Below are 24,444 nucleotides of genomic sequence, written 5' to 3'. Positions count from 1 at the left end.
AGAACTGGCGCGGAGTACAGCGCCAGTTGCTCCTTCTGATCCTCTCCCGCCACAGCAGAAAATAACACTTTCCTGACGATACTCGCGCTGATATTTATCAGGCGATTCAAAAAACACAATACGTAATTGTGGGTAAAAATTGCATGTGTTGAAAATCGCCATCTACACTTGAACAAAATAATATCTTGTGTTCTGCATATTAAAAACATGCAGTAACTCCAGTGAGGTCAATATGTCTTTCACTAACAGAGAGTTGCGTGAACTTGTCGAAACACAATTAAAATATACGTTATGCGTTAGCCTGGACAAGGCTACCAACGGCGATATATTCAATGCTGTGGCGCTGGCAGTGCGGTATTTTCAGCAAGATCGCTTTCTCGATAGTCAGGCCCGGCAGCGCGCTGAAAAGAAAAAACGCGTTTATTATCTCTCAATGGAATTTTTACTCGGGCAGTCATTGCGTAACAACCTGATGAATATGAATTTGCTAGATGATATGCGTCAGGTTGTCAATGAGCTCGGATTTGATTTTGATAATATTTTTGATGAAGAACCCGATGCGGCACTTGGGAATGGGGGGTTAGGGCGCCTGGCCGCCTGCTTCATCGATTCTATGGCTACGTTAGATATTGCTGCTTCAGGGCATGGTATCAAATACGAGTATGGTTTATTCAGGCAGACGTTTGAGAATGGTCAGCAAGTCGAACATCCAGATGACTGGCATTCCATGCACTCCCCCTGGCTAGTTGAACACCATAGCCAGGCTATGCTGATCCCCATTGGTGGTTTCATTGAACATTCAGATGATGTTAATGGTAATTACAATCCAATGTGGATGGGATGGAATACCATCGTAGGCATTCCTAATGATTATTTCGTTTCTGGTTACAGAGGTAACACCACTAATAAACTTCGTTTATACAGTGCCGTAGCTTCTAACTCTTTCAATATTCATATTTTCAATCATGGTGATTATATAAAAGCAGTTAGTGAAAAAATAGCTTCTGAAAATATCTCAAAAATACTCTATCCTTCTGATGAAATTCTCTCAGGTAAGGAGCTCAGACTTACTCAGGAGTATTTTCTTGTGGCATGTACTTTGCGTGATATTTTTCGTGAATATACTGAAATTGAAACGGATATTTCTTTATTGCCGAAGCATGTTGCTATCCAGCTTAATGATACGCATCCCGCGCTGGCTGTTGTCGAGTTGATGCGAATACTTGTAGATGAACATAACCTTCCCTGGCACCAGGCCTGGGATATCACCCAAAGAACCTGTGCATACACGAACCACACGCTGATGCCTGAGGCCCTGGAAACCTGGCCAGTGGCGTTGTTTGAAAAACTGTTGCCGCGGCACTTGCAGATTATTTTTGAGATTAACCACCGTTTTCTTGAGGATGTCGCCTCCCGTTGGCCCGACAAACCGCATTTGTTGACCTCCTTGTCTCTGTTTTCGGGGGACAACGAGAAAAGTATCAGGATGGCAAATTTGGCCATCGTCGGGAGTCATTGTGTAAATGGGGTGGCGATGCTCCATTCCGAGCTTATCAAAACGCACCTGGTTCCCGATTTTTATTTTATTACGCCAGATAAATTCATTAATCAGACCAACGGCATTACACCGCGCAGATGGTTGCAGCAGGCTAACCCAAATCTTGCCGCGTTTCTGAATCAGCAATTGGGTACCCGATGGCCGACGGATTTACATATGCTTCGACAGCTGGAGAAGCATGCGGATGATACGGGGGTGATCGATCATATCCGCGGCATTAAATTCAAAAATAAATCCGCGCTGAGCCAGATTGTTTCTCAACGTTATGGGATTATGTTGGACCCTATGGCAATGTTTGATTGTCAGGTAAAACGCATTCACGAATACAAGCGCCAGCTTCTGAATATTCTTCACGTCATTTCTCTCTATATTGATATTAAAGAGAATGGGAGAACCATAGCGCCTAAGGTGCATCTTTTTGCAGGTAAAGCGGCACCCGGTTATCGAATGGCAAAGCTTATTATTCAGTTAATTAATGCTGTTGCGAATAAAATCAACAGCGATGCGCGTATTGCCGGACAGCTGAAAGTCATTTTTCTTGAGGATTACAAAGTCTCCTTAGCCGAAAGCATAATACCGGCAACAGACCTGTCTGAACAAATATCCACAGCAGGTACGGAGGCATCTGGAACCAGTAATATGAAGTTCGCGCTGAATGGTGCGTTAACAATGGGTACGTATGATGGTGCCAACATTGAAATTCTTAATGCTGTTGGGGTAGAAAACTTCTATCTTTTCGGCGCGACGGCTGAAGAAATCAATGAAATGCGTTCAAATGGCGATAATAATCGTTTCTATCGTCAGAGCGATCCTCGAATGATGCGTATAGTGGATACGCTTATTTCTGGCGAATTTACCGCGGATCGTGAAATTTTTGCACAGCTACACCATATGTTGACAACAGCCGATCATTATTGTCATCTGCTGGATTTTGACAGCTACAGTCAAACCCAACGTCAGGCAATGGCGGATTTTGAACATCCCCGCCAGTGGCATCGAAAAGCGTTGCTAAATATTAGCCGAATGGGGGAGTTTTCGAGTGACAGAACCATTCAGGGATATGCAAGGGATATTTGGGGAATAAATTGCTGAGGGTCATGCTTCCGGTTGCCTTCCGGGAGCGATGCCGGTGCACTTAGATCTGCATTCGGGAACACGTTACGCCTGATGTGAGGGTGATTATGAACTTTGAAATACAGAGTGAAAATGACGTACAGATTGTCGTTCCGCTGGTTCGCAGGCTGGATGCTTCTGTCGAGCAGACCTTTAAGCAGCAGGTGCTGGAGGTGATTGAAAAAAGTAATAAAAAGATATTGCTGGATTTCAGCCACGTAGATTTTATTGACAGCAGCTGTCTCGGCGCGCTGGTATCCATACTCAAGAGTTTAAACGGCAAGGGTGAGCTGGTGCTGTGTTCGCTTAACAGCAATACACACGATCTCTTTAAGCTGACCAGGATGGATCGTATTTTTTCTATTAAGGCCAATCGGCAGGATGCCCTGCAGGTGTTGATGGGCTAATATCACATTGCTTTTAGGGGAGAAAGCGGGATGTGCCAACGGTTAAAACGAGAACTGACGCATCCTCGCGCCAGTCCTGAAAACATGGCTCCGCTCCACCCGCACGGTATTCGCCCGGGCTGATACCGGCGCGCTATTGTGCTAATAACGCACTAAACTTCGCCAGCCACTGCGGATGCGCGGGCCAGGCGGGAGCCGTCACCAGGTTGCCGTCTACGTGGGCCTGATCGATGCCGATAGTGGCGTAGTGTCCTCCGGCGAGGCGCACCTCAGGCGCGCAGGCCGGGTAGGCGCTACAGGTTCGTCCTTTCAGGATGCCCGCGGCAGCGAGCAGCTGCGGGCCGTGGCACACTGCCGCAATCGGCTTACGCGCGGCGTCAAATGCCTGCACCAGCTTTAACACGTCCTCATTTAGCCGCAGATACTCGGGCGCTCTCCCGCCGGGGATGAGCAGCGCGTCGTAATCCTGTTCCTTGACGGTGGAAAAGTCGGCGTTGAGGGTAAAGCGGTGACCGGGTTTTTCGCTATAGGTCTGGGCGCCGTCGAAATCATGGATTGCCGTCATGATGTAGTCGCCCTTTGGTTTATCGGGACAGACTGCATCCACCTGATGGCCAATCATCTGCAAAGCCTGAAAAGGCACCATGGTCTCGTAATCTTCGGCGTAGTCGCCAACCAGCATCAGGATCTTCTTGCTCATCATTCCTCACCTTTTTCAATAAAGATGATTAAGATATAGCCTGGCGTGGCTGAATTGCCGGAAATAAAAAAGCCCGTCAGAGCACGGGCAACATAAGCAAATGAATAAGTGATTCGTTATCAACGTTGTTGGAGGATAACGCCGCGTATTTTACGCGGCTGTAAGGGAAGCAGATACCTGACATATTCGGTAGGTGAAACAAGCGATTAAACGTGCGTTACGGTGCGTCGAAGGTCGGGTAAAGGCTATTTTCAAGGAATTCGACGAGATACCAGACCTCACCGCTAAAAATAAACCAGAAGCCAAATATAATAAGGAGTAAAATAATTAAGGTGAGTATTATTTCTGTTTTTCCCATTGCAGCTTTAACCCACCTGAAGCTAATTGATTCGAGTTGGGCATTGTAGCGGGGCTTTACTGGATACTCCAGTTTCATGCAGCAAGGACTTTATTGCGTCCGTCATTTTTAGCACGATACAGGGCATCGTCCACACGCTTAAACAGCTCATCAATACTCTCCCCCTGATCGTGCCGCGCCACGCCAATGCTGACGGTAAACCGCGGTAAGCCCGGAATCGTAATGCGGGCTACGGCTGCACGGATCGACTCGGCAATCTGCAACGCGGTGTCGAGAGAAGTGCGCGGCAGCAGAATTACGAACTCTTCACCACCCCAGCGGAACACCATGTCGCCCTCCCGACTACAGGCTTCGAGCGTTCGCGAGAGGGCGATAAGCACCTCATCACCTTTCAGATGACCGAACAGATCGTTAATATTTTTGAAATGGTCGGTATCCACCAGCAGCAGGCTAAATTGCTGTTGCGCAGGAAGATAATTGAGGCTGTTTTGGTCGGTAATGGCATAGAACTGGCGCCGGTTGAGTAGCCCGGTCATGGAGTCACGTAACGCCGCATGCTCCAGTTCCTGCTCCAGCCTTTTCTGCTCGGTGATATCGTGAATGATGCACAGCATCAGCTTGTCGCCGTAGATCTCAATGGGCCCGGCATACGTCTGAACGTGGCGGGTGGATCCATCGGCCAGGCGGTGAACAAAATTGAGCGGCTTATGACCACCGGGCAGCGCGGCAATCGCCGTCATAATGGGCATCACATCCCGCCCCAGGGTATTAATTTCCCAGGTATGCTTACTGCACATGTCGTCGTGTGAATAGCCATAAAAATTGAGTGCGGCCAGATTCGCATCGACGATTTGACCATCGCGGGCAGGATCGATCAGCAGCATCGGGGCGCTGTTGGTCAGAAAAAAGCGCGCGTAAAATCCCTGTTTTTTCCGCCGGTAGGTGGCGGAACGGCTGGCCTTCAATCCTGAGAGTAATTGTGGTGAGGTCCCCTCGAAAACAATCACGTCACCCCAGGGGGCGTAGTGGGCAAGCGAGAGACGACAGCTTAACGGCGTATCCTGGCCATCCCAGCTGATTGTCCAGATTTCGACGATCTCCTGATCTGTTTTCAGTTCAGGTACATACATCGACAGGAGGAGTTGCGCATTCGCAGAATAGGTGCCTTTGCGCAGGTCATCGAGCGTTTTATCCCCCATGACCTGCGTTGCGGCCACATTCGCAAAAATGATCTGTTCCGACACGGGTGAAATGAGCCACACGGGTGTTTTAATTACATTCAACGCATCAAAACAAGGTTGCGACATAGGCATTTCCTGTTCATTGGCACACTGTGGCTGACATGTATGACAGAATTGACTCGCGTGTACTGCTTTGAAACATACTCCACTTCATCCCGTCAGGCATGATTTTTTTGTGAAGCAAATGCGTTTTCCGAATGAATTTTACCAATTGGTATAATTTGTTTGTCGGAGTTTATCTGCAGCAGCAGCCACGGTACCTGTTCGGCAGGTAAGGGGCGGGAGAAAAGGTACCCCTGCAGATAATCGCAGCCGAGACGGGTGAGGACCGCCTGCTGTTCTTCCGTTTCGATCCCTTCTGCCACCACATTCATTTCCATGGTCCGGGCGATACTGATGATGGTTTCAACCAGCTTGTAGCTTTTTTCATTTTCCAGCATCGAGGTTACGAAGCTTCTGTCGATCTTAAGTTCTTTAGCCGGAAGCACGCTCAGCATCAGCAGGTTGGAATAGCCCGTACCGAAATCATCAATCGAGACGGTGATCCCTGCGTGATTAAACGTATTGAGCAACTCAATGCTGCGGTCGAGATTTTTAAGCGCGGTGCTCTCCGTTACCTCAAGGATCAGCCGGGACGGAGACAGGTTATATTTTTCCAGCATCGACGAGATGATAGGGAAAATGTCCGGCTGTTCGAACTGGACGGGGGATAGGTTGAGCGACAACGTCCACTGGCTGAACCCTTGTTCAGTCCAGAAATGCAGCTGCCGGCATGCCGCTTCAATGGCCCAGTTGCCCACCGGGATAATTAAGCCGGTTTGTTCGAGCGAGGGGATAAACAGACCAGGCAGCACAACGCCTTGCTCAGGATGCCGCCATCGCAGAAGGGCTTCAAAACCATGAATGGTTTTCTCTCCCGCATGCCAGGTGGGCTGGTACCACAGTTCAAACTGATCGCGTTCAAGCGCCTGAGAAAGTTCCTGCAGGAAACCGGGTTTCGCTGGGATCGCTGTTGACATCTCGGACTGATAAATCGCCCAGCCGTTGCGCCCATCGTCTTTGACATGATGTAAGGCTGCATCCGCCTTAAGTTTGAGCTCGTGCAGCGTTTCGCCATCCTGAGGATAGAGGCTGACGCCCGCGCTGATCGTCGTGCTCAACGTATGTCCGCAAACAGACAGAGGGCGTCGTACATCCCCGAGCAGTGAAGTGAGCAGGGCGTTGAGCTTGTCGTCATCACATTCCGGCACCAGCAGGATAAAGGCGTCTCCTCCCAGTCTTGCCAGGGTCATCTCACGCGTGAGTCGGGCCGTGATGCGCTGTGCGACGGTGATCAATAACTCATCGCCGACGCTGTGACCCCAGGTATCGTTGACGCGTTTGAAATGATCGACGTTCAGGAAAATGACGGCAAATTGCCTGTTACTCAGCAACGCGCTGCGCAGGCAGTCCTGCATGCGGAGATCCATCTGGTGGCGATTCGCGAGTCCGGTGAGCGCGTCAAAGCGCGCCTGTAGCTCAAGCTGCCGATTGAGCTGCCGCAGATTGTCCGTCAGCCGGCCGGTGCGTCGGTGAGAATCGACAAGGGAAATAATTAACATCACGCCAAGCAGGCAGAGCGTGGTGACCGAAACCCAGATGGATAACCCCAGTTCGCCGATCCCGCCGGGGAGGGTATGCGACATTTCCGGGTAATGCGCGGCACTCATGCCGGTATAGTGCATCGCACAAATGGCGGCGGCCATGACCAGGGCCGCGAGAAGACGATCGATAAAGACGCCTTTGTGTTTATCTCGCAGACGGAAAGCCAGCCACAGCGCCGTGCCGGAAGCCACCACGGCAATGACCACGGACAACCCCACAATACGGCGATCCCAGATGATGCTGCCATCCAGCATCAGGGCCGCCATACCGATGTAGTGCATAGACACCACGCCAGCGCTCAGGATAGCCGTGGCGAGGATCAGTCGAAAGGAAGAACGTTTTTTGCCCACGACGGCAATGTTCAGAGACGTGGTCGATGCAACCACCGCGGCGCCCAGTGAAGCAAGGGTTAACCAGAGGTCGTAGCTCATCATCATGGGCATTTGCATCGACAGCATGCCGATAAAGTGCATCGACCAAATGCCAATGCCCAGCGTAACCCCACCGGCAATGCGCCAGAACAGGGCAGCCTTTCGGCTGGAAAGGGGGATCTTTCCGGCGCTGTCCAGCGCCACAAAGGAGGCGATAAACGCCACCAGATAAGAGATAGCGATTAACACAGGGTCCCACGATATATTGAGCATTATGCAATCCCACGCCTGAGAGGGTTACCGATTTCGCCTGCCGGGTACATCTTTATCGGGCAACGAACATGCGCATTCAAACCATATTAGTTATTTATCGTGAAAAATGACCAGTCATATTAATACTCTAAAACTTATTAAGAATATAAAATATATTCCATTGTTAATGTATTAAGCATTGCTAAACAAAAACGGATAAAAGTAGCAAAGCTCCTTAAATATGAGGGCGATCGTATCGTCTCACCGCGGGCGATACTATCGCTTAAGATGGCGAGAGACCAGTATCACAGCATCCTGCGCATAACATTTTCACTAATACACTCTTTTTGTCTGACTTAAGACAAATCTCAGGATGCTAACGGCGAAAAAACAAACCCGTGAAGTTTGCGAGGAAAAACGTCTGAGCCAATGCTATAAGTCTTAATGCCGACCAAAATATAAAACGTGGGTATTATCATGCTAAAAAATATTAGTGTCAGGACCTTTATTATTGGGTTCCTTTTATCTCTTTTTTTGGTGAATGCAGGTGTCGTTGTTCTATTTTCCAGCAATCCTTCTCTCTTTATTTCGCTTAATGTCATCAACTTCATTGCGCTATTTTTGCTCTGGGTCTATATGACGAAGTATCTTGTGACGCCGATCAATACGGTGAAGAAGAGTATTGAAGAGGTGACAGCAGGTAATCTTGGTGTCTCTATCCCTGAATTTGGCAATAACTGTGCCGGCCGACTCATCCCGGGGATAAACAGCCTCTCCGGCAACATTGCGACGCTGGTGCGCGAGATCAGGGCGTCGTCGCAGACCGCGATGACCTTATCGGATCAACTCTCGGCACGTAGCGCTCAGCTTTCGGTGAAAACCGAGCAGCAGTCTGCGTCTTTAGTGCAAACCGCAGCCAGCATGGAGCAAATGGCGGCGAGTACTAAAAACAATGCCGATAACACCCGCCTGGCGAGCGAACAGGCTAATGTGGCGACGCTGCAGGCGCGCAAGGGCGGGGAGCTGATGGGGCAGGTCGCCAACAATATGCAGTCCATTACCGAATGCGCCCAGCAGATGACGGAGATTATTTCGTTGATTGACGGCATTGCGTTCCAGACCAATATTCTGGCGCTCAACGCGGCCGTTGAGGCGGCAAGGGCAGGCGATCATGGAAAAGGTTTTTCTGTCGTTGCGGAAGAGGTAAGAAATCTGGCACACCGCAGCGCAGAGGCCGCGAAGAATATCAAAGCGCTGATTGAAGTCACCAGCAGTAACGTCACGCAGGGCGCTACCGTTGTGTCGCAGGCAGAGAAGAATATGCATGAAATCGTGACGGGCTCTGGGAATGTCAGTCGCTTGATGGACGACATTTCCGCGTCGACGTCAGAGCAGGAAAAAGGCATTTCTCAGATCACGCTGGCGCTTTCGGAGCTGGAGCGGGTCACGCAAAGCAACGTGGCGATGGCTGAGGAACTCAACGGATCCTCTGATGTCCTGCGCAATCAGGTCATTGAGCTGCAGGCCCGCACGCGTAATTTCAGACTTGACCAGGGCTCTTCTTCCTCATTACCAGGCGGCTCGGCATCCTTCTTCCAGCGGCCAGAGCACTCACTCTGACTGAATCTCAAAGCCTGGCATGCCAGGCTTTTTTTTACGCCTCTGGCCAGCATGTACATTTCCTGAACGATATCAGCGCGATGGGAGACATAGTTGTTGCTTAACCCCCGATGGACGCTAGACTGACACCAAAAGAGCTTAAAAGGTGGAGGCGCTGTGGAAAGCATTAAAGGATCTGAACTTAACGTTCCTGACGCAGTTTTTGCGTGGGTGCTGGACGGCCGCGGCGGTGCGCGACCGCTGGAAGATAATGATGTGATCGACAGTGCGCATCCCTGCTGGCTACATCTGAACTATACCCACCCGGACAGCGCTGACTGGCTCGCTTCGACCCCGCTCTTGCCAAATAACGTGCGCGATGCGCTGGCGGGTGAAAGCCTGCGGCCGCGCGTGAGCCGAATGGGGGACGGTACGCTGATCACCCTGCGCTGCATTAACGGCAGCACGGATGAACGTCCGGACCAGCTGGTTGCGATGCGGGTATATATGGACGATGGACTGATTGTCTCCACCCGACAGCGTAAAGTCCTGGCGCTGGATGACATCGTAAACGATCTGAAAGAGGGCACCGGGCCGATCGACTGCGGCAGCTGGCTGGTGGACGTCTGTGACGCGCTTACCGATCACGCGAGCGAATTTATCGAAGAACTGCACGACAAAATCATCGACCTGGAAGATAACCTGCTCGATCAGCAGATCCCGCCGCGCGGTTTTCTGGCCCTGTTGCGTAAGCAGCTAATTGTGATGCGCCGCTATATGACGCCGCAGCGCGACGTGTACGCGCGTCTGGCCAGCGAAAGACTTGCCTGGATGAATGACGATCAGCGACGCAGAATGCAGGATATTGCTGACAGGCTGGGGCGCGGGCTGGACGAGATTGATTCCTGTATTGCCAGAACGGCGGTGATGGCGGACGAGATCGCGCAGGTGATGCAGGAGTCGCTGGCGAGAAGAACCTACACGATGTCCCTGATGGCGATGGTCTTTTTGCCCAGCACGTTTCTTACCGGGCTGTTTGGCGTAAACCTGGGCGGTATCCCGGGCAATGCCTATCGCTATGGTTTTACCGCGTTTTGCGTCATGTTAGTTGTTTTGATAGGCGGTGTTGCATGGTGGTTGCATCGTAGTAAATGGCTGTAAATTTACGCTTTTTCCAGCTTTTACCGGGATCAAAACGCTCTTTTAATTGAGCGAAGTCAATAAACATCTACCCCGTAAGGTGCAATATTACTCCCGCAGGTGAATGCAACGTCAAGCGATGGGCGTTGCGCTCCATATTGTCTTACTTCCTTTTTTGAATTACTGCATAGCACAATTGATTCGTACGACGCCGACTTCATAGTCGGCTTTTTTTTGCCTCCTGATTCTCAACGTCTACCCTAAAAGGGACGACAGTAAATTCTGGAGGGAATGATGAGCATCCTGAACGCTCTGCTACTGCAACAATCGCGTCAATCCGATCCTATCCCCAGCGATCCGGTGCCCATGCCCGATCCCATCCCGCGCCCACAGCCAATGCCCGACCCGCCGCCCGATGAAGAACCGATTAAATTGTCGCATCGAACCGCGAGATCTGCGAGGATACGCGCCATCTGACTGCAAAGATGACCACGAGAGACTATTGTGACCGCTTTTTCTACCCTGAATGTTTTGCCCGCTGCCCAGCTCGATAACCTCAACGAGCTGGGATACCTCACGATGACGCCTGTTCAGGCGGCCGCGTTGCCTGCCATCCTCGAGGGCCGTGACGTGCGCGTACAGGCGAAAACGGGCAGCGGGAAAACGGCGGCATTCGGCCTCGGCCTGTTGCAGCATATCGATGCGGCGCTTTTTCAGACCCAGTCTCTGGTGCTGTGCCCGACCCGCGAACTGGCAGATCAGGTTGCGGGTGAACTGCGTCGCCTGGCGCGTTTCCTGCCCAATACCAAGATTTTAACCCTCTGCGGCGGACAGCCGTTCGGCGCGCAGCGTGATTCACTCCAGCATGCGCCGCACATTATTGTCGCCACACCTGGCCGCCTGCTCGATCATCTGCAAAAAGGCACCGTCTCGCTGGATGCGTTACAAACGCTGGTGATGGATGAGGCAGACAGGATGCTGGATATGGGCTTCAGCGATGCGATTGACGAGGTGATCCGTTTCGCACCTGCCGATCGCCAGACGCTGCTGTTCTCCGCAACCTGGCCGGACGCTATCGCCGCCATCAGTGGCCGCGTGCAGAAAAATCCACTCACCATTGAAATCGACAGCGTAGATGCGCTGCCCGCTATCGAACAGCAGTTCTTTGAAACCTCGCAGCAGGGGAAAATTCCGCTCCTGCAGAAGTTGCTGAGCCAGCATCAGCCGGCCTCCTGCGTGGTGTTCTGTAATACCAAAAAAGACTGTCAGTCGGTCTGTGATACCCTCAATGCCGCCGGGCAGAGCGCACTGTCGCTGCATGGCGATCTGGAACAGCGCGATCGCGATCAGACGCTGGTCCGTTTCGCTAACGGCAGCGCCCGTGTTCTTGTCGCAACCGACGTCGCTGCGCGCGGTCTGGATATTAAATCCCTTGAGCTGGTGGTGAACTTTGAGCTGGCGTGGGATCCTGAAGTGCACGTGCACCGTATTGGCCGTACCGCACGTGCAGGAAACAGCGGTCTGGCGATCAGCCTCTGCGCACCGGAAGAGGCGCAGCGCGCCAATATTCTCTCTGAGATGCTGCAGATTAAGCTGAACTGGATGAATGCCCCAGTTGGCGTCAGCCTGGTACCGCTGGAAGCCGAAATGGCGACGCTGTGTATTGATGGCGGTAAAAAAGCCAAGATGCGTCCAGGTGACGTATTAGGCGCGCTGACCGGGGATGTGGGTCTGGACGGAGCGGATATCGGTAAGATTGCAGTTCATCCGGCGCATGTCTACGTAGCGGTTCGCCAGGCGGTGGCCCATAAGGCATGGAAGCAGCTGCAGAACGGGAAAATCAAGGGTAAAACCTGTCGCGTACGTCTGCTGAAATAAAGCATTAAGCGTCTCAGAAGATGTTTCTGAGACGCTAATCGCTTACTTCACTTCAAGCACGTTCAGACGCAACTCTTCAAACTGATTGTCATCTTCTTCCGGCTGCCAGCCGGCTGGCTGCATGGGAATATCTTCCCGGTCAAACGCCAGATCGCCGCCATTCACCACGTCTGAGTCATGGTTAATGCCTTTGAAGTCGAACAGTTCTACATCCGCGAGATGGGAAGGGACAACGTTCTGCATCGCGCTAAACATGGTTTCGATACGACCCGGATAACGCTTATCCCAGTCGCGCAGCATGTCGCCAATCACCTGACGCTGCAGGTTCGGCTGAGAGCCGCAAAGGTTACATGGAATTATCGGGAACCCTTTAGCCTGAGAAAAACGCTCAATGTCTTTTTCACGACAGTAGGCAAGCGGGCGGATCACAATGTGTTTACCGTCATCGCTCATCAGTTTAGGCGGCATGCCTTTCATTTTGCCGCCGTAGAACATATTGAGGAACAGCGTTTGCAGGATATCGTCGCGGTGATGGCCCAGCGCAATTTTGGTCGCGCCCAGCTCCGTCGCGGTACGATACAGAATGCCGCGGCGCAGGCGAGAGCACAGAGAGCAGGTGGTTTTCCCTTCCGGGATTTTCTCTTTCACAATACCGTAGGTATTTTCTTCGACGATTTTGTACTCAACGCCCAGCTTCTCGAGGTATTCCGGCAGAATGTGTTCCGGGAAACCCGGCTGCTTCTGATCAAGGTTGACCGCCACCAGGGAAAATTTCACCGGCGCACTTTGCTGAAGATTACGCAGGATCTCCAGCATGGTGTAGCTGTCTTTACCCCCTGACAGGCAAACCATGATGCGATCGCCTTCTTCAATCATGTTGAAGTCTGCAATGGCTTCGCCCACGTTACGGCGCAGTCGCTTTTGCAGTTTGTTCAGGTTGTATTGCTCTTTTTTGTTAATCTCTTGATTCTCTTGCATTGAGTACTACCTTCGGAGCCAGCAGGGGCAAAAATTGTATGCCGCGTATGGTACGGATTCCGGCGGCGAATGCCAGCACGTTTTGCAGCTGCGTTAAATCTGGAGCCGATACTCGATAAAGAGTAGTAGGCCTTCTGTATGCCCTTGCGCATCCTGGGCATGAAAACAAATCGTAGGTTTTGATATTCCATCGCACCATACTCACGGTGATGAAAAACAATCTCGGTTTTGGGCTGTAACGAAGTCAGTGTACGCTGTGCCTTCAAGGCCTCTAGTGCTGGCTCTAATAGCGTGATAACTCGATCACCTGCATCGGTTTTTGGTGGGACGAACATTCCTAGCGCATTAAGGTTGCGCTGTATATGAATCGTCCCTTTTTCCCAGTCGATATCTTCCCAGGCAAGAGCTGCAAGCTCTCCATGACGGACACCTGTATAAACTGCGAATGTCCACATATTTAGACAAACCGAAATCGGGAAAAACCTTCCCGAAATCGGGAAAAGTGTTACCGAAAACGGGAAAAACCTTCCCGGAAACGGTAGACACCCAAGACTATAACAAGAACAATATTAAAATATCCTCGTCTCGGAATTCTGACGAATCCCGAAACCAGAAAACTCAAAAGTTTCTCTCACGCCATCCAGAAGCAGCCGCCGGGATATACACCCCTGCAGGTAAATCATGGGGATCCGCTGACGACCTTAAGGCCGCACGCTGGATTTACGACAGGCTTCTCACTGTCAACGCATCGCTATCCGAACCCAACTGGGCTGAATGGGCAAACACCATCAGGCTGATGCGTGTCCAGGACAAGCGTACTCACTACGAAATCTGTGACCTCTTCCAGTGGGCCAACCGGGATGAGTTCTGGAAAGACAACATCCTGAGCCCTTCAAGTCTGCGCAAGCAATGGGATCAGCTCACTACGAAGCGGCTGCGTGCAACCGAAACGGCAAAGCCATCCCGGGGCGGCATTGACCTGCATAACACCGACTGGATTGATGGAGTGCTGGAATGAAAAACCTAGCCGAGAGCATTCGCAATTTTGACCGGGAACAGGCTCGGCGCGTGGCGCACAACCTGCCTGAGCAGTACACCGAACGCGAACAAACGCAGCAGGTGGCGCAGATTATCAACGGGCTATTCGTACAGTTGGCCGCCGCGTTTCCTGCAAGCCTGGTTAATCGCAGCCAGGAAGACGTTGACGAAATCCGCCGCCAGTGGGTGCTGGCCTTCAAAGAAAACGGGATCACCACTCTGGAGCAGGTTGAAGCCGGCATGCGCATGGTGCGTCGCCAGGAGCGTCCATTTCTGCCTTCACCGGGACAGTTCATCAAGTGGTGCAGGGAAGGGCGCTGCGTGCTGGGGATCACCGTCGCTGACGTTATGGCCGAATACTGGAAGTGGCGCAAGCTCGTGTTCTGGTATCCGAGTAATGAGCAATATCCATGGCCTAAGCCGGTTTACTACCACATTTGCCTCGAACTGCGGCGCCGCGGAACGGATGGTCAGCTGAGCCACAAAGAGTTGGAGCATGAGGCTGGAGATATTATTGCTATGTGGGAAAAGCGCGTAATGGCTGGGAAACCGATCCCACCCGTACGGCGCGCGTTAGCAGCACCAGTGACGCCAAAAGGGCCTACGCCTGCTGAATTGCTTAAAGCAAAATATGAGCGCATGAAAGCATGAGGGGGAGGGTAAGCGATGCTTTGGCGGTATAATTGCAAAGTGGAAATGATAATCGCCCAGATCATCGAATTAGTGACCGCTTTGAGCTAATTAGACTAGGGATGTTGTGGCGGGTGAGGGTGACCATTTTGCATGTGTGAGGATTGACACAGGAAAAATTTTAACACTGATTTAAAGGTTCATACTATCTGCATATTGAGTATGCCAAAGGACATAGTGCGTGTTTATAGCATATAATTGGCAAATTATATTGGCTAACTGATATTTTAGATTTTCTTAGTTAAATACTATGGATGTCTCATGCATGAATTAAAATTTAAAAAAGGATTTTTTGGATGTGTAAGTCTATGGGATTGACGGTGATTAACGACTCGATTACTATATAACTCAAAATTAAACAGCATTAAGGATATTGCGATGTCAAAAATCATGGCAGTGAGAATTGATGAGCAGCTTATACAGCTCATACCACATAAAGCGGAGCTTTATGGCCCACTATTTGAAATAGATAGTATCAGTTTATTATTGGGGACAAACGGCTCGGGTAAAACAAGGATGCTGCATTCACTGGCAAATGCTGTTGTTTCATCTCAAGATGATTCTTTTCAATTTTATTTTCAAGGCACGCCAAATGGTAACTATGAACCCACTGCGCCTTATAATAATGAACTTTGTGCAATTTACTATACAGCGTTGCCTTATAAAAGAAAGCTTACTAAAAGAAAAGGTGTAATTGATGCATCTCCTAATACCAGAAAATCTACTGATATAAATAGTCTTCAAAAGTATGGTGTTATTTCTGAGGCATTAGGAGTTAACACCGAACTAGTAGCGGTTTTGAGGTATTCCAAAAAGGTTTTTAGAACTATCCTTATTCCTGCAATTAGATCTCATGGCAGGGTAAACTCTGATAAATTGAAGGAGCTTACATACAAATACGAGGATTTATCAAGGAATTCTCAAGATAATGATTATCTAATAATAGACCAAAAAAGAGAAGTTTCTTTAAATAATATTGAGGTTGTATTAGAGAGTTTAATCCGTAAACGGTATGGAAGATATTCAACACTACTGCATCTTGCTTCCCTAGAATATATCCATGGCAAGTTAGGGGGAGGGGTTTCAAGATCTGTTGCGTTAGATTTTCTTAGCTATTTGGGGATTATTGATGATGATTCAAATTTTTCTGCTTTAGACGAATTAAAAAGAGTAGTTTATCTTTCAGATAATTTTATCTCTGAATGCTGTGAGTCTATAAGCTATGAAGCTGATGATCACTCTATTAAATTCAGAATTAACAACATAAATTTTTCAAATAAGATAAATAATCTTGATACTTCGATTCAGATTGAATGGTCTAATCAAAGCTCAGGTATTCAAGCATTAGTGGAACAGTTTTCTTTAATCGAAAAATCAATAAAACAAGCCGTCGATAAGAATTACAAATCTATTTTGTTATTAATCGATGAAGGGGATGCATACTTGCATTTAGACTGGCAGAGAAAATATATATCTATGCTTAATAAATTCTTGGGAGGGGTCAAATCAAGTTGTGATTTAAATAATTTGCAACTTATCATAGCTACTCACTCACCGCTGCTGGCTGCCGATATTCCGGGGGATTTTGTCACAAGCCTTGATTCGAATGAGTTTTCAAATACATTTGCTGCACCACTTGATGAAGTAATAGCAACCGCCTTCTCTTCTAATTCTATTGGTGAGTTTGCGGCCACCAACATTAATAAGATATATAAGCGAGCCTTAAATGGGAATGCTACTAAATATGACCTAAATTTGATTGATTCTATTGGGGATGTTGCCGTAAAAAAAGCCCTCAAAAGGAGTCTCGGCAATGGTAATTAACATTTCAGATGTTTGGGAAAATGCCTGCACTCAACACTATGATTATTTAAACTCACTAATCGACCGAGGTATAGGCAGTTTAGGAAACTCATTTTTAGATGTGGTCATCAAGGATTTCATTCAAACAAACAGAAGTGTAATAGTTGAGGGGACGCCTTCAGATTTAGCTGGTTGTATATTAGATTATGAAAAAAGATTTGGAAGAGATATTCTACATTTTTGTGTTTTGCAAAAGTTAACCAAAATTTTTGATTATGCAAGCTTTTCAGCGAAATCAGATAAATCATGGACAGCTTATGAGCTTTGTGAACTGGCAAAATATAACATATGTTGTTATTGTCATATGGTGAGCACTGAAACTAGCCTACCAGATAAACATAGCAAAGGTTATAGACCTCCTATTGATCATTATTATACAAAATCAGATTATCCGTTTCTTGCGTTGACCTTGTCAAACTTCATTCCGTGTTGCGAAAAATGCAATGGAAGCCAAATGAAACACTCCATTGATTTTGCGAAGGTTCCTCATCTGAATCCACTTGTTGATATCGAGTCAATCGAATTTGAGCTCCGCCCTGCTGAAGTTGATGAAGAACTAGTAGCACTTGCACTTTCATTGCAACTACGTCCGGAAAATTATTTGTTATCTGTTGATGCGAAACATAACTTTAGCTTATCCAATATGTCAATTTCAACTTTTCAATTAAAAAATCGGTATAAACATTATGCTTCCCAGGCATTTTATCTGGCTAGGAAAATAAAAAGTTTTGTTGCTCGTAAATCTACTTATGCAAGTGAACTTGAATTTAATATCGAGTTGGCTGATCTTTTGGAATTCGAGCCGGAAGAATACAAAAATATTCAATATGGTAAGGCAAGATTATGTATTGCAAAACAGTATGGTGCAATTGTAGATTAGTTTGCAAAAAAAAATATCACTTGAATTGATTGTGGTTTTGATTGTTGTTATATGGTGTTGTGCTTCGCAATCAGTAAATAGCTGGTTGCGTTTGTTTCATTTTTTAAAAAATAAAGTCAATATGCTTTTTTAATTCTTCGATAATGTGAATGCTATAGCTACTTTAACTTAAACTAGATGTCTGCTCTATATGTGTCAATAATAAATTAATATCCATTGTGGTAAGTTACCACTATTTTTCCTACTTGCCCCCCAAGGAATGGTAAAGGTAAGTTCTCATGGGGTTATATACTAGTCGATGGTGCAGTAAGTGTATTAGAGTGTGAGCTACTGACTCGTTTATGCAAAGATTCTTATCTTTATACGCTGACTATAAAGCGCTATCAACGATGCAGTTACCGTTTTTGTAGGTGATAAAAATTAGTTTAAGATACCCTTCAGGAAACGCGGTAGGGCGCCGACGAGTGGTTTTATTGATCGCGTGAATTTTATAGGGGTAGTTTCGAAGCGTCTCGTTGTTAGCGTTTTTTTAACTGCTCCCGATAACGATTAACTGCGTCAATATGTCGCTCTGGGGGAAATAGTGAGTAGTTCCGATATCCTGCAATCCAAAACCCGGCTCGGCGATGTACGACCATGGAGCGGGTTGATGCCGGTATGCGCATGGTGCGCCGTCAGGAGCGTCCATTCCTGCCGTCGCCTGGCCAGTTCATCAAGTGGTGCAGGGAACGGCGATGCGTGCTGGGGATCACCGCTGCTGACGTCATGGCTGAATACTGGAAGTGGCGTAAGCTTGCGCCGCGCCGCCCAAAATGAGCGGCATAATGCCTGACTAGGAAGTCGGCGTTATGACGCAGCGTGAGTTCTTCCAGGCAGGGTGGGAAGCGCATCACTCCGCAATGCTTCGCGCTGGCGCTCCGGTGCAGTTTGGATGGTCCAAAGGTCATTTCGGCTACCACACACTTATCAACTCAATCGGTAAGGCAGTGAACATTCAGGGGGGCGCGCTATCAATTTCGGTGAGTGCGTTCGAAGATGCAATGCTCGCAGCCGCACCGCAGCAGGAGGCGAAATAGTGGATCCATTGCTCAAATATACCTGCCGTCGTGTAGCCGAACTTGAAAGCCTGCTGCTGGTGGACATATCAGAAACCGTGTGGCTTGCATAGGTCGGTATGGTCTACAGCCAGATTGAAAACGCCGGGAACCTACCGGCGCACCATCAGCGCCGCCAGCAGCATCACATCAATCGGATGTGGCGCCAGAAAATGTTTGAAAGCGACACGTTTCTCGCGGCGAGTGAATCCGACCCGATTGTATCTGCATACTACTGGGGAGAGTGTTGATGTCAATAAAACCTAGGGATTAATAACTATTTTGAAATACATTATGCCGCTGAGTCTTTTCCGACCGCAAGAAAAGGCTCTTGGTTTAATGCTGTGAAAGATGCCTCATTATTTAGCAGGCGAATGAAATATAATTTCTGCTTTTGAGAGGATAATTCTATCAATCCAGATTGATTGATTATTATATTCCTCCCAAGAATCGGGAAGTTTTGAATTAATGTCTGAATGTTGGCTATATTAATAGTTCCATTCTGTATTAGTGGGCTGTTGGCTGTGGTGGCAAGTCTGCGCATGAAGTTTCTATTTCGATGCATGTCATTGAAAATGTCAGCAGGGTTCGGATGGTTTGATACGTCCAGGATGTTCAGTGCGATTATATAAGGGGTTGCATTTGCCGCTAAATTGTTTATGACCTGTTCAAGGCCATATGCTCTTTCAAGTAAGTTAATATTTAGTGCATAATACTTGTTGTTAAAGTAAAAGAAATCCACATTCCCATTTATGTCAATGCTATCATGGGTGACCTCATCAAGGGTTCTACCATTCGCAGAAAAATATGACAATTTTGTTTTTTTATGTAGTGCGATTGGATATTTGTTTTGGTAAACAACAACTCCGTTACCTTGACCATCACAAAGATAATAAATTATTCCTTTAACGGTTGATAGGTTTTGCTGAGCAAAGTCAAAGTCAGTGGGTGCATTATTAACTCCAAAGGTAAGCACGTCCGCCATCTTTGCTAGAGCAGGTGGCAGATGGTTTATTACTTGGTGATCATATTCATGCACCTGCTTATCTCGACTTAGCAGAGAAGAAACTAACGGCAAGGCGTTCTGTCCAGTGTTTGGATCAACAACATCACGCTTAAGTGATAGACTGAAAGACTGTGTTAATTTCTGTTCTGCACCTAGTTCTAGAGATACTCTGAAAATATCTACTTGCCCTTGGCGTTCTGTGACAAAATAAGCCTCACCTGAAAGTTGGGCTGAATTTAATATATTATCAATTGCTGTGAACATTTCATCCTCGATTATTGAGTAATTTTAGCAAGACATGTGTTGTTATCTAGTCTGATATATTTTATTCTGCTGTTGTTATCAACTTCGCCATGGCAAATGATTACAAACTCTTTGGTTCCTCTGTCATTTATATTAGCTTTGAAAATTCTAAATCCAAGCAATGCTAACGATGGATTAGAATAAAAACGATTTGTTTTTACATAAATCATTCCTATTGCTACTATCATGATCAAAAGATTCAGCATAGTCCTCTTACTGTTCACATCAGTAAATACCAAAGGCATAACATAGGTGGTTAAAAATTCAAGGTGCTCATGGCTTTCATTTCTAACATCAGAAACCGTGCACGCTACTGACCAACCAGAGTTAAAGGAAAATAATAAATATAGAAAGATTAAAACACCTGCTACAATCATTGCAAAGCTGGAAATAAAAACTATATTTTTAGGTGTGATGCTTGAAAGCAATGTTCCAGTATCTCTGCTGCCCAGATATGTTGATATATTTACAAAAAGATTCTTGTCATATGACATTATAAAAAGTGATACAAATAATAGCCATAGTGACAATATATATAATGCATACTTTAATCCTGTTCTTTTTTTCATGGCTTCATCTCTCGGGTTAATATTCATCTTAGCATCGCTAAAGTTGTACTTTTCGTGTAGTTACACACATCGAACAACTCATTGGCAATAAACAGATACGTAAAGAGATGGAATGGGTTTGCTGCAAGATTGTTTCTGGCACGCTACCGCCACAGACGCATATCAGTGAGTCTGATGGTGGTTGAAATACAAGGTTAGCTTGATGATTTTACAACCTTTCAGATGTTAAAATCCAGCCCCAAAGCCCTTTACCACTCTCCAATTGATACTGGTTTAATATACAGTATTTCCTTGGGGGTTTAAACTCATACTTAACTTACCTTACAGAAGCTCGTGGGTAGCGTGCATTGCTGTAATACGTGTAGTCGGAAAAGAACAAAATAGTGATGTGACACATTGCGGAAAGTTAAATTTTACAGGAATCACTCTTCCACCTGAGAGCCCTATGCGCGCGGCTTCTCCTTCTAAAAACTGAAATTTTGGATGATAAACAATGGGCTAGCTTTACCAAAAAGTGCTCTTAAGAAGTTGACCATTTCCCCATGCAGGTATACTGTATAAAAAAACAGTACATGCAAAGGAGGCCACCATGAAAGTTGAGCTAACCATTGATCGCATGAAGAAACTTCCTGATGGAGGTATACCTGCGCTCGAGTCAGAACTGCTTAAAAGACTCAGCAAGCAGTTTGATGATTACCAGCTTACGATTAGGCGTGCCAGTAATGATGGTTTGACTGTTTTCGGGGGCGACAAGAAAGAGTTCGAACATATCGTGCAGGAGACCTGGGAAAGCGCGGACGAGTGGTTTTATTAAACGCGTGATTTTCACTGGAGCAGTTTCAAAGAGTATCGCTGTTTGCGTTCCCCTGGCTGTTCCCGATTACTGTTTACCGCGTCAATAAGTCGCTCTGGGGGAAAAAGTGTGTAGTGCAGATGCCTTTAATGCAGATGATCAATGGTACGACGTGGTCAGAAGGGCCGATAAAGCAGTTATCTATAGCTTCCCGGCGGAAGGGAGATATCTGGTTTATCGAGTAAATGGAATAGTTTCATTACGACCGTTACTCGAAGAGGAAGAAATTTTCACTCTCAACGGGTTTATGCAATTTGCAAAACGACTGGGGTACCGAGTAACTCCACCGTCTGATATTATTCTTTCATAGGCCTGAACAACCTATACCTGATGCGCCACGGAGAGAACCATGGCGCTAGAATTACAACTTATCAAACACCACTCAGGAATACTGATCCCGGCCACACCCGAGACCAGCGATATCCTGCAATCCAAAACCCGGCTCGGCGATGTTCTTGTTGCTGAGTTCAGGCGGGTACGTAACCCGGCATTCCATCGGCGCTTTTTCGCGCTTCTCAATCTCGGTTTTGAATACTGGGAACCAACCGGCGGGGCTATCTCTAGCAACGAGCGGAAGCTGATCACCGGCTACGCAAAATTCCTGGCTTCTTATGGCGGGAATGAGGGCGCGCTGATCGATGCTGCTGAGCAGTATCTTGATCAGGTTGCTTACCGGCGCGTCACGAATGGTATTAGCCTGTGCAAATCCTTCGATGCTTACCGCTCATGGGTGATCGTTGAGGCAGGGCACTTTGATGCCATTCAGCTACCTGACGGCACACTCAAAAAGCATCCCCGCAGCATCTCGTTTGCCAACATGGACGAGCTCGAGTTTCAACAACTCTATAAAGCTGCGCTCGATGTCCTCTGGCGCTGGATCCTGTCCCGTTCATTCCGCAGTCGCGATGAGGCCGAAAATGTCGCAGCGCAGCTGCTTGGCTTCGCGGGGTGATCGAATGAAGTCTACATGGTTCCATCATACCGACTGCAGTACCGAACAGGCGGACGAACTTGTTAAGCGTTACAAAGCGCGCGGCGTGCGAGTTGAGCGCAGCCTTAACCAGGATTACGTGACCTGGACTGTCAGTGCTTTCCTTCCGACCTCAAATACACCAGCGCGCCCGGATAGCCGCTGGCGAAACCGGTTATGGGGGTGAACGTGAAAACATATCAAATCACTTTGCCCTGGCCGCCGAGCAACAACCGGTATTACCGGCACAACCGCGGGCGCACGCACATTAGCGCTGATGGTGTCGCGTACCGCTATGCAGTCGCCAGCGTCATTCGAAGTGCCCGGCTTAATATTCGCACGGCCGCACCACTCAAAATCCGTATCGATTGTCACATGCCCGACCGCCGGCGCCGCAATCTGGATAACCTGCAGAAGGCTGCATTCGACGCTTTAACCAAGGCGGGGTTCTGGCTGGACGACTGCCAGGTTATTGACTATCGCGTTGTGAAAATGCCTGTCGTTAAGGGCGGGAAATTAGAACTTACCATTACCGAGCTGGAGACCGCATGAATCTTGAAAATACACTCAAATATAACTTCGCCAAATCGACAATGATTAGCGACTCTCCGCGTGCAACGGCATCAGACTCATTAACCGGAACGGATATCATGGCCGCTATGGGTATGACGCAGGAACGGGCAGCTCTGGGATACCGCGCTTTTCTCGGGAAGATGGGTATCAGCAACAACGACCGGGAGAGGGCGATCGAACTGCTGGCCCAGTATGCGCTGACTAAGTGCGACCATGTTGCGGCATTACGTAAGCTTAATGCAGAGATTAAACCACTGGTGATGCACCAGCTGGCCTCTTTCGCGTTTGAGGACTATTCCCGCAGCGCCGCCAGCGTGAAGCATTGCGATGGCTGCAATGGGGAAGGGTTTATTGACGCTGAGGTTTTCAGCATGAAGTCCCACACTCCGGCAAAAGAGAAGAAATTCGTGAAGATGTCTTTGCTCATGGGTGTGGAAAATATTCGCCCTTCCGAGTATGAAATGCGCAGGCAGGTCAGGGAGGTAGCGCGCGTTCTCTGCCCTCAGTGTAAGGGCAAGAAGGTTTTAAGTTGTGCCTGTAAAGATTGCCATGGACGCGGGAAAGCTGTTAATCAGGCTCTTACAGAGCAGCAGGGCGTTCCGGTACTGGCTGATTGCAAGCGCTGCAGTGGGCGGGGATTTGAGCGAATTCCATCAACTGAGGCTTACGCAGCTTTAAGTGAGATAACGGATGCAATCAGCCTCGATACCTGGAAGAAGTCTGTTAAGCCATTCTACGACCAGCTCATCACCAAGTTTGATATCGAAGAGGCGTGGGCTGATGCGCAGCTGAAGCAGATAACAAAATAGGGTATGAATTTATCGTGAGCTATTTACTTTTCCCGAATCTGTGGTAATTTTGCCCTAACGATGGGTTATTGCCTTCGTTTAAAGCCCTGCGGTTAGCCCCGTGGGGCTTTTTTTATACCTTCAAAACAACTCTGTACACCAGCTAGGAACTCATGAAACTATTTTTTAACTAAAATAGCTTTACCATCTTCAAGAGATTCAACCTTATATTTCCTTAAGTTTTTAATCGCCGTTAAGGATCCTGCGCCAGTTACAATTGCAATTGCTGCGGTAGTTGCTGGTAATCCAATGCTGGCAACAGCTGCCGGTGCAAACATTAATGATAAAGTTGAGCTAGTTCCCCCCGTCGCAGGCGTCATAACAAATGCAGCGTATGCGATGCTGATTGCGCCGATAGCAATTGCCCAGGAAACCGCGCCACTGGCCACGATTTTTACCGTTCCCTTGGTGATATCACCAGTGACTTCAATTTTGTTTGAATCACAGGCTATTGCTTTTGCAAGATCTTTGTAAGTAGATACTGTCTGCATAAAATTTCCCAGATTAAATGTTCATAT

The 24,444-nt window shown here is 48.0% G+C and carries 25 protein-coding genes and 3 pseudogenes; 19 read left to right on the top strand and 9 right to left on the bottom strand.

What is annotated here, in order from left to right; genetic code table 11:
• The first annotated feature begins 232 nt into the window (after positions 1 to 232).
• A complete protein-coding gene (locus tag OTG14_RS08505) occupies positions 233 to 2,650 on the top strand; it encodes a glycogen/starch/alpha-glucan phosphorylase (protein ID WP_032647517.1) in 2,418 nt (805 codons plus the stop codon).
• A gap of 89 nt (positions 2,651 to 2,739) precedes the next feature.
• Complete coding sequence (locus tag OTG14_RS08500; protein WP_157189288.1) at positions 2,740 to 3,078, top strand: STAS domain-containing protein; 339 nt, start codon at positions 2,740 to 2,742, stop codon at positions 3,076 to 3,078.
• A 133-nt stretch (positions 3,079 to 3,211) separates the two neighbouring features.
• On the opposite strand, the gene OTG14_RS08495 is transcribed toward OTG14_RS08500, so the two are convergent.
• From OTG14_RS08495 to OTG14_RS08480, 4 genes are all read right to left on the bottom strand, one after another.
• Positions 3,212 to 3,778 carry a DJ-1/PfpI family protein gene (locus tag OTG14_RS08495; RefSeq protein WP_032647513.1) on the bottom strand — a complete coding sequence of 189 codons (567 nt, stop codon included), beginning with the start codon at positions 3,776 to 3,778 and terminating at the stop codon, positions 3,212 to 3,214.
• Positions 3,779 to 3,995: 217 nt separating this feature from the next.
• On the bottom strand, positions 3,996 to 4,136 hold the full coding sequence (locus OTG14_RS08490) for an Ecr family regulatory small membrane protein (RefSeq protein ID WP_061715006.1): 141 nt from the start codon (positions 4,134 to 4,136) through the stop codon (positions 3,996 to 3,998).
• Between the two features lie 74 nt (positions 4,137 to 4,210).
• Entirely contained in the window at positions 4,211 to 5,443 is a 1,233-nt protein-coding gene (locus OTG14_RS08485; protein WP_267214932.1) for a sensor domain-containing diguanylate cyclase, read from the bottom strand.
• 92 nt (positions 5,444 to 5,535) lie between these two features.
• Positions 5,536 to 7,665: a putative bifunctional diguanylate cyclase/phosphodiesterase gene (locus OTG14_RS08480; protein ID WP_267214931.1), complete on the bottom strand. Its 2,130-nt coding sequence runs from the start codon at positions 7,663 to 7,665 to the stop codon at positions 5,536 to 5,538.
• 456 nt (positions 7,666 to 8,121) lie between these two features.
• On the opposite strand from OTG14_RS08480, the gene OTG14_RS08475 reads away from it, so the two are divergent.
• The 4 genes from OTG14_RS08475 (at position 8,122) to dbpA (ending at position 12,261) form a co-directional block, all read left to right on the top strand.
• Positions 8,122 to 9,264, top strand: a complete 1,143-nt coding sequence (locus OTG14_RS08475) for a methyl-accepting chemotaxis protein (protein ID WP_267214930.1) — start codon at positions 8,122 to 8,124, stop codon at positions 9,262 to 9,264.
• Positions 9,265 to 9,420: 156 nt separating this feature from the next.
• Entirely contained in the window at positions 9,421 to 10,404 is a 984-nt protein-coding gene (gene zntB / locus OTG14_RS08470; protein WP_024907164.1) for a zinc transporter ZntB, read from the top strand.
• A gap of 273 nt (positions 10,405 to 10,677) precedes the next feature.
• Positions 10,678 to 10,860 carry a proline-rich small protein YnaL gene (gene ynaL, locus OTG14_RS08465; RefSeq protein ID WP_071787463.1) on the top strand — a complete coding sequence of 61 codons (183 nt, stop codon included), beginning with the start codon at positions 10,678 to 10,680 and terminating at the stop codon, positions 10,858 to 10,860.
• Positions 10,861 to 10,887: 27 nt separating this feature from the next.
• A complete protein-coding gene (dbpA, locus tag OTG14_RS08460) occupies positions 10,888 to 12,261 on the top strand; it encodes an ATP-dependent RNA helicase DbpA (RefSeq protein ID WP_267214929.1) in 1,374 nt (457 codons plus the stop codon).
• A gap of 42 nt (positions 12,262 to 12,303) precedes the next feature.
• On the opposite strand, the gene ttcA is transcribed toward dbpA, so the two are convergent.
• Both ttcA and OTG14_RS08450 read right to left on the bottom strand, forming a co-directional pair.
• The gene (gene ttcA / locus OTG14_RS08455) at positions 12,304 to 13,239 is read right to left on the bottom strand and encodes a tRNA 2-thiocytidine(32) synthetase TtcA (RefSeq protein WP_061715008.1); all 936 of its coding nucleotides are present in this window, start codon (positions 13,237 to 13,239) and stop codon (positions 12,304 to 12,306) included.
• A 35-nt stretch (positions 13,240 to 13,274) separates the two neighbouring features.
• Positions 13,275 to 13,697, bottom strand: a pseudogene (locus OTG14_RS08450) (tyrosine-type recombinase/integrase); the annotation flags it as partial.
• Here OTG14_RS08450 and OTG14_RS08445 point away from each other — a divergent pair.
• From OTG14_RS08445 to OTG14_RS08415, 7 genes and pseudogenes are all read left to right on the top strand, one after another.
• Complete coding sequence (locus OTG14_RS08445; protein ID WP_267214928.1) at positions 13,685 to 14,257, top strand: hypothetical protein; 573 nt, start codon at positions 13,685 to 13,687, stop codon at positions 14,255 to 14,257. The pseudogene OTG14_RS08450 and the gene OTG14_RS08445 overlap by 13 nt on opposite strands.
• Positions 14,254 to 14,928, top strand: coding sequence for a replication protein P (locus OTG14_RS08440; RefSeq protein WP_267214927.1), 675 nt, complete (start codon positions 14,254 to 14,256; stop codon positions 14,926 to 14,928). Before OTG14_RS08445 ends, OTG14_RS08440 begins: the two co-directional genes overlap by 4 nt.
• A 417-nt stretch (positions 14,929 to 15,345) precedes the next feature.
• On the top strand, positions 15,346 to 16,791 hold the full coding sequence (locus tag OTG14_RS08435; protein ID WP_267214926.1) for an AAA family ATPase: 1,446 nt from the start codon (positions 15,346 to 15,348) through the stop codon (positions 16,789 to 16,791).
• On the top strand, positions 16,781 to 17,710 hold the full coding sequence (locus tag OTG14_RS08430; protein WP_267214925.1) for a hypothetical protein: 930 nt from the start codon (positions 16,781 to 16,783) through the stop codon (positions 17,708 to 17,710). The genes OTG14_RS08435 and OTG14_RS08430 overlap by 11 nt, the downstream gene beginning before the upstream one ends.
• 630 nt (positions 17,711 to 18,340) lie before the next feature.
• Positions 18,341 to 18,520 (top strand): annotated as a pseudogene (locus OTG14_RS08425) (replication protein P); the annotation flags it as partial.
• Between the two features lie 38 nt (positions 18,521 to 18,558).
• Complete coding sequence (locus tag OTG14_RS08420; RefSeq protein ID WP_267214924.1) at positions 18,559 to 18,786, top strand: hypothetical protein; 228 nt, start codon at positions 18,559 to 18,561, stop codon at positions 18,784 to 18,786.
• Positions 18,786 to 19,055: pseudogene (locus tag OTG14_RS08415) on the top strand (hypothetical protein). The gene OTG14_RS08420 and the pseudogene OTG14_RS08415 overlap by 1 nt, the downstream one beginning before the upstream one ends.
• Positions 19,056 to 19,096: 41 nt before the next feature.
• Here OTG14_RS08415 and OTG14_RS08410 read toward each other — a convergent pair.
• Together OTG14_RS08410 and kwaA are read right to left on the bottom strand one after the other, a co-directional pair.
• A complete protein-coding gene (locus OTG14_RS08410; RefSeq protein WP_267214923.1) occupies positions 19,097 to 20,074 on the bottom strand; it encodes a Kiwa anti-phage protein KwaB-like domain-containing protein in 978 nt (325 codons plus the stop codon).
• Positions 20,075 to 20,085: 11 nt separating this feature from the next.
• Complete coding sequence (gene kwaA / locus OTG14_RS08405) at positions 20,086 to 20,709, bottom strand: anti-phage protein KwaA (protein WP_267214922.1); 624 nt, start codon at positions 20,707 to 20,709, stop codon at positions 20,086 to 20,088.
• 562 nt (positions 20,710 to 21,271) lie between these two features.
• Here kwaA and OTG14_RS08400 point away from each other — a divergent pair.
• From OTG14_RS08400 to OTG14_RS08375, 6 genes are all read left to right on the top strand, one after another.
• A complete protein-coding gene (locus OTG14_RS08400; RefSeq protein ID WP_267214921.1) occupies positions 21,272 to 21,496 on the top strand; it encodes a DinI-like family protein in 225 nt (74 codons plus the stop codon).
• Between the two features lie 106 nt (positions 21,497 to 21,602).
• The gene (locus OTG14_RS23795) at positions 21,603 to 21,845 is read left to right on the top strand and encodes a hypothetical protein (protein WP_224065701.1); all 243 of its coding nucleotides are present in this window, start codon (positions 21,603 to 21,605) and stop codon (positions 21,843 to 21,845) included.
• Positions 21,846 to 21,884: 39 nt separating this feature from the next.
• The gene (locus tag OTG14_RS08390; RefSeq protein ID WP_267214920.1) at positions 21,885 to 22,487 is read left to right on the top strand and encodes a DUF1367 family protein; all 603 of its coding nucleotides are present in this window, start codon (positions 21,885 to 21,887) and stop codon (positions 22,485 to 22,487) included.
• A 4-nt stretch (positions 22,488 to 22,491) separates the two neighbouring features.
• Positions 22,492 to 22,692, top strand: coding sequence for a hypothetical protein (locus OTG14_RS08385; protein ID WP_267214919.1), 201 nt, complete (start codon positions 22,492 to 22,494; stop codon positions 22,690 to 22,692).
• A 2-nt stretch (positions 22,693 to 22,694) separates the two neighbouring features.
• On the top strand, positions 22,695 to 23,057 hold the full coding sequence (gene rusA, locus OTG14_RS08380; protein ID WP_267214918.1) for a crossover junction endodeoxyribonuclease RusA: 363 nt from the start codon (positions 22,695 to 22,697) through the stop codon (positions 23,055 to 23,057).
• A complete protein-coding gene (locus OTG14_RS08375; protein ID WP_267214917.1) occupies positions 23,054 to 23,887 on the top strand; it encodes an antitermination protein in 834 nt (277 codons plus the stop codon). The genes rusA and OTG14_RS08375 overlap by 4 nt, the downstream gene beginning before the upstream one ends.
• Positions 23,888 to 24,045: 158 nt before the next feature.
• On the opposite strand, the gene OTG14_RS08370 is transcribed toward OTG14_RS08375, so the two are convergent.
• Positions 24,046 to 24,417 (bottom strand): hypothetical protein, encoded by a 372-nt coding sequence (locus tag OTG14_RS08370; protein ID WP_196352171.1) that lies wholly within the window; start codon positions 24,415 to 24,417, stop codon positions 24,046 to 24,048.
• Positions 24,418 to 24,444 lie beyond the last annotated feature (27 nt).

The sequence above is a fragment of the Enterobacter pseudoroggenkampii genome, assembly GCF_026420145.1.
GTDB lineage: Bacteria > Pseudomonadota > Gammaproteobacteria > Enterobacterales > Enterobacteriaceae > Enterobacter > Enterobacter pseudoroggenkampii.
The sequence above is the reverse complement of the archived record's forward strand: the minus strand, read 5'-3'. Positions and strand labels throughout refer to the sequence as shown.

Coding starts and splice junctions, on each gene's coding strand:
- OTG14_RS08430 (WP_267214925.1), top strand. CDS start 16,781: ATGGTAATTAACATTTCAGATGTTTGGGAAAATGCCTGCACTCAACAC.
- OTG14_RS08490 (WP_061715006.1), bottom strand. CDS start 4,136: ATGGGAAAAACAGAAATAATACTCACCTTAATTATTTTACTCCTTATT.
- ttcA (WP_061715008.1), bottom strand. CDS start 13,239: ATGCAAGAGAATCAAGAGATTAACAAAAAAGAGCAATACAACCTGAAC.
- OTG14_RS08485 (WP_267214932.1), bottom strand. CDS start 5,443: ATGTCGCAACCTTGTTTTGATGCGTTGAATGTAATTAAAACACCCGTG.
- OTG14_RS08375 (WP_267214917.1), top strand. CDS start 23,054: ATGAATCTTGAAAATACACTCAAATATAACTTCGCCAAATCGACAATG.
- OTG14_RS08385 (WP_267214919.1), top strand. CDS start 22,492: ATGAAGTCTACATGGTTCCATCATACCGACTGCAGTACCGAACAGGCG.
- OTG14_RS08420 (WP_267214924.1), top strand. CDS start 18,559: ATGACGCAGCGTGAGTTCTTCCAGGCAGGGTGGGAAGCGCATCACTCC.
- kwaA (WP_267214922.1), bottom strand. CDS start 20,709: ATGAATATTAACCCGAGAGATGAAGCCATGAAAAAAAGAACAGGATTA.
- OTG14_RS08410 (WP_267214923.1), bottom strand. CDS start 20,074: ATGTTCACAGCAATTGATAATATATTAAATTCAGCCCAACTTTCAGGT.
- OTG14_RS08390 (WP_267214920.1), top strand. CDS start 21,885: ATGGCGCTAGAATTACAACTTATCAAACACCACTCAGGAATACTGATC.
- OTG14_RS08500 (WP_157189288.1), top strand. CDS start 2,740: ATGAACTTTGAAATACAGAGTGAAAATGACGTACAGATTGTCGTTCCG.
- OTG14_RS08480 (WP_267214931.1), bottom strand. CDS start 7,665: ATGCTCAATATATCGTGGGACCCTGTGTTAATCGCTATCTCTTATCTG.
- OTG14_RS08505 (WP_032647517.1), top strand. CDS start 233: ATGTCTTTCACTAACAGAGAGTTGCGTGAACTTGTCGAAACACAATTA.
- OTG14_RS08445 (WP_267214928.1), top strand. CDS start 13,685: ATGTCCACATATTTAGACAAACCGAAATCGGGAAAAACCTTCCCGAAA.
- OTG14_RS08475 (WP_267214930.1), top strand. CDS start 8,122: ATGCTAAAAAATATTAGTGTCAGGACCTTTATTATTGGGTTCCTTTTA.
- OTG14_RS08440 (WP_267214927.1), top strand. CDS start 14,254: ATGAAAAACCTAGCCGAGAGCATTCGCAATTTTGACCGGGAACAGGCT.
- OTG14_RS08400 (WP_267214921.1), top strand. CDS start 21,272: ATGAAAGTTGAGCTAACCATTGATCGCATGAAGAAACTTCCTGATGGA.
- OTG14_RS08495 (WP_032647513.1), bottom strand. CDS start 3,778: ATGAGCAAGAAGATCCTGATGCTGGTTGGCGACTACGCCGAAGATTAC.
- ynaL (WP_071787463.1), top strand. CDS start 10,678: ATGAGCATCCTGAACGCTCTGCTACTGCAACAATCGCGTCAATCCGAT.
- OTG14_RS08435 (WP_267214926.1), top strand. CDS start 15,346: ATGTCAAAAATCATGGCAGTGAGAATTGATGAGCAGCTTATACAGCTC.
- OTG14_RS08370 (WP_196352171.1), bottom strand. CDS start 24,417: ATGCAGACAGTATCTACTTACAAAGATCTTGCAAAAGCAATAGCCTGT.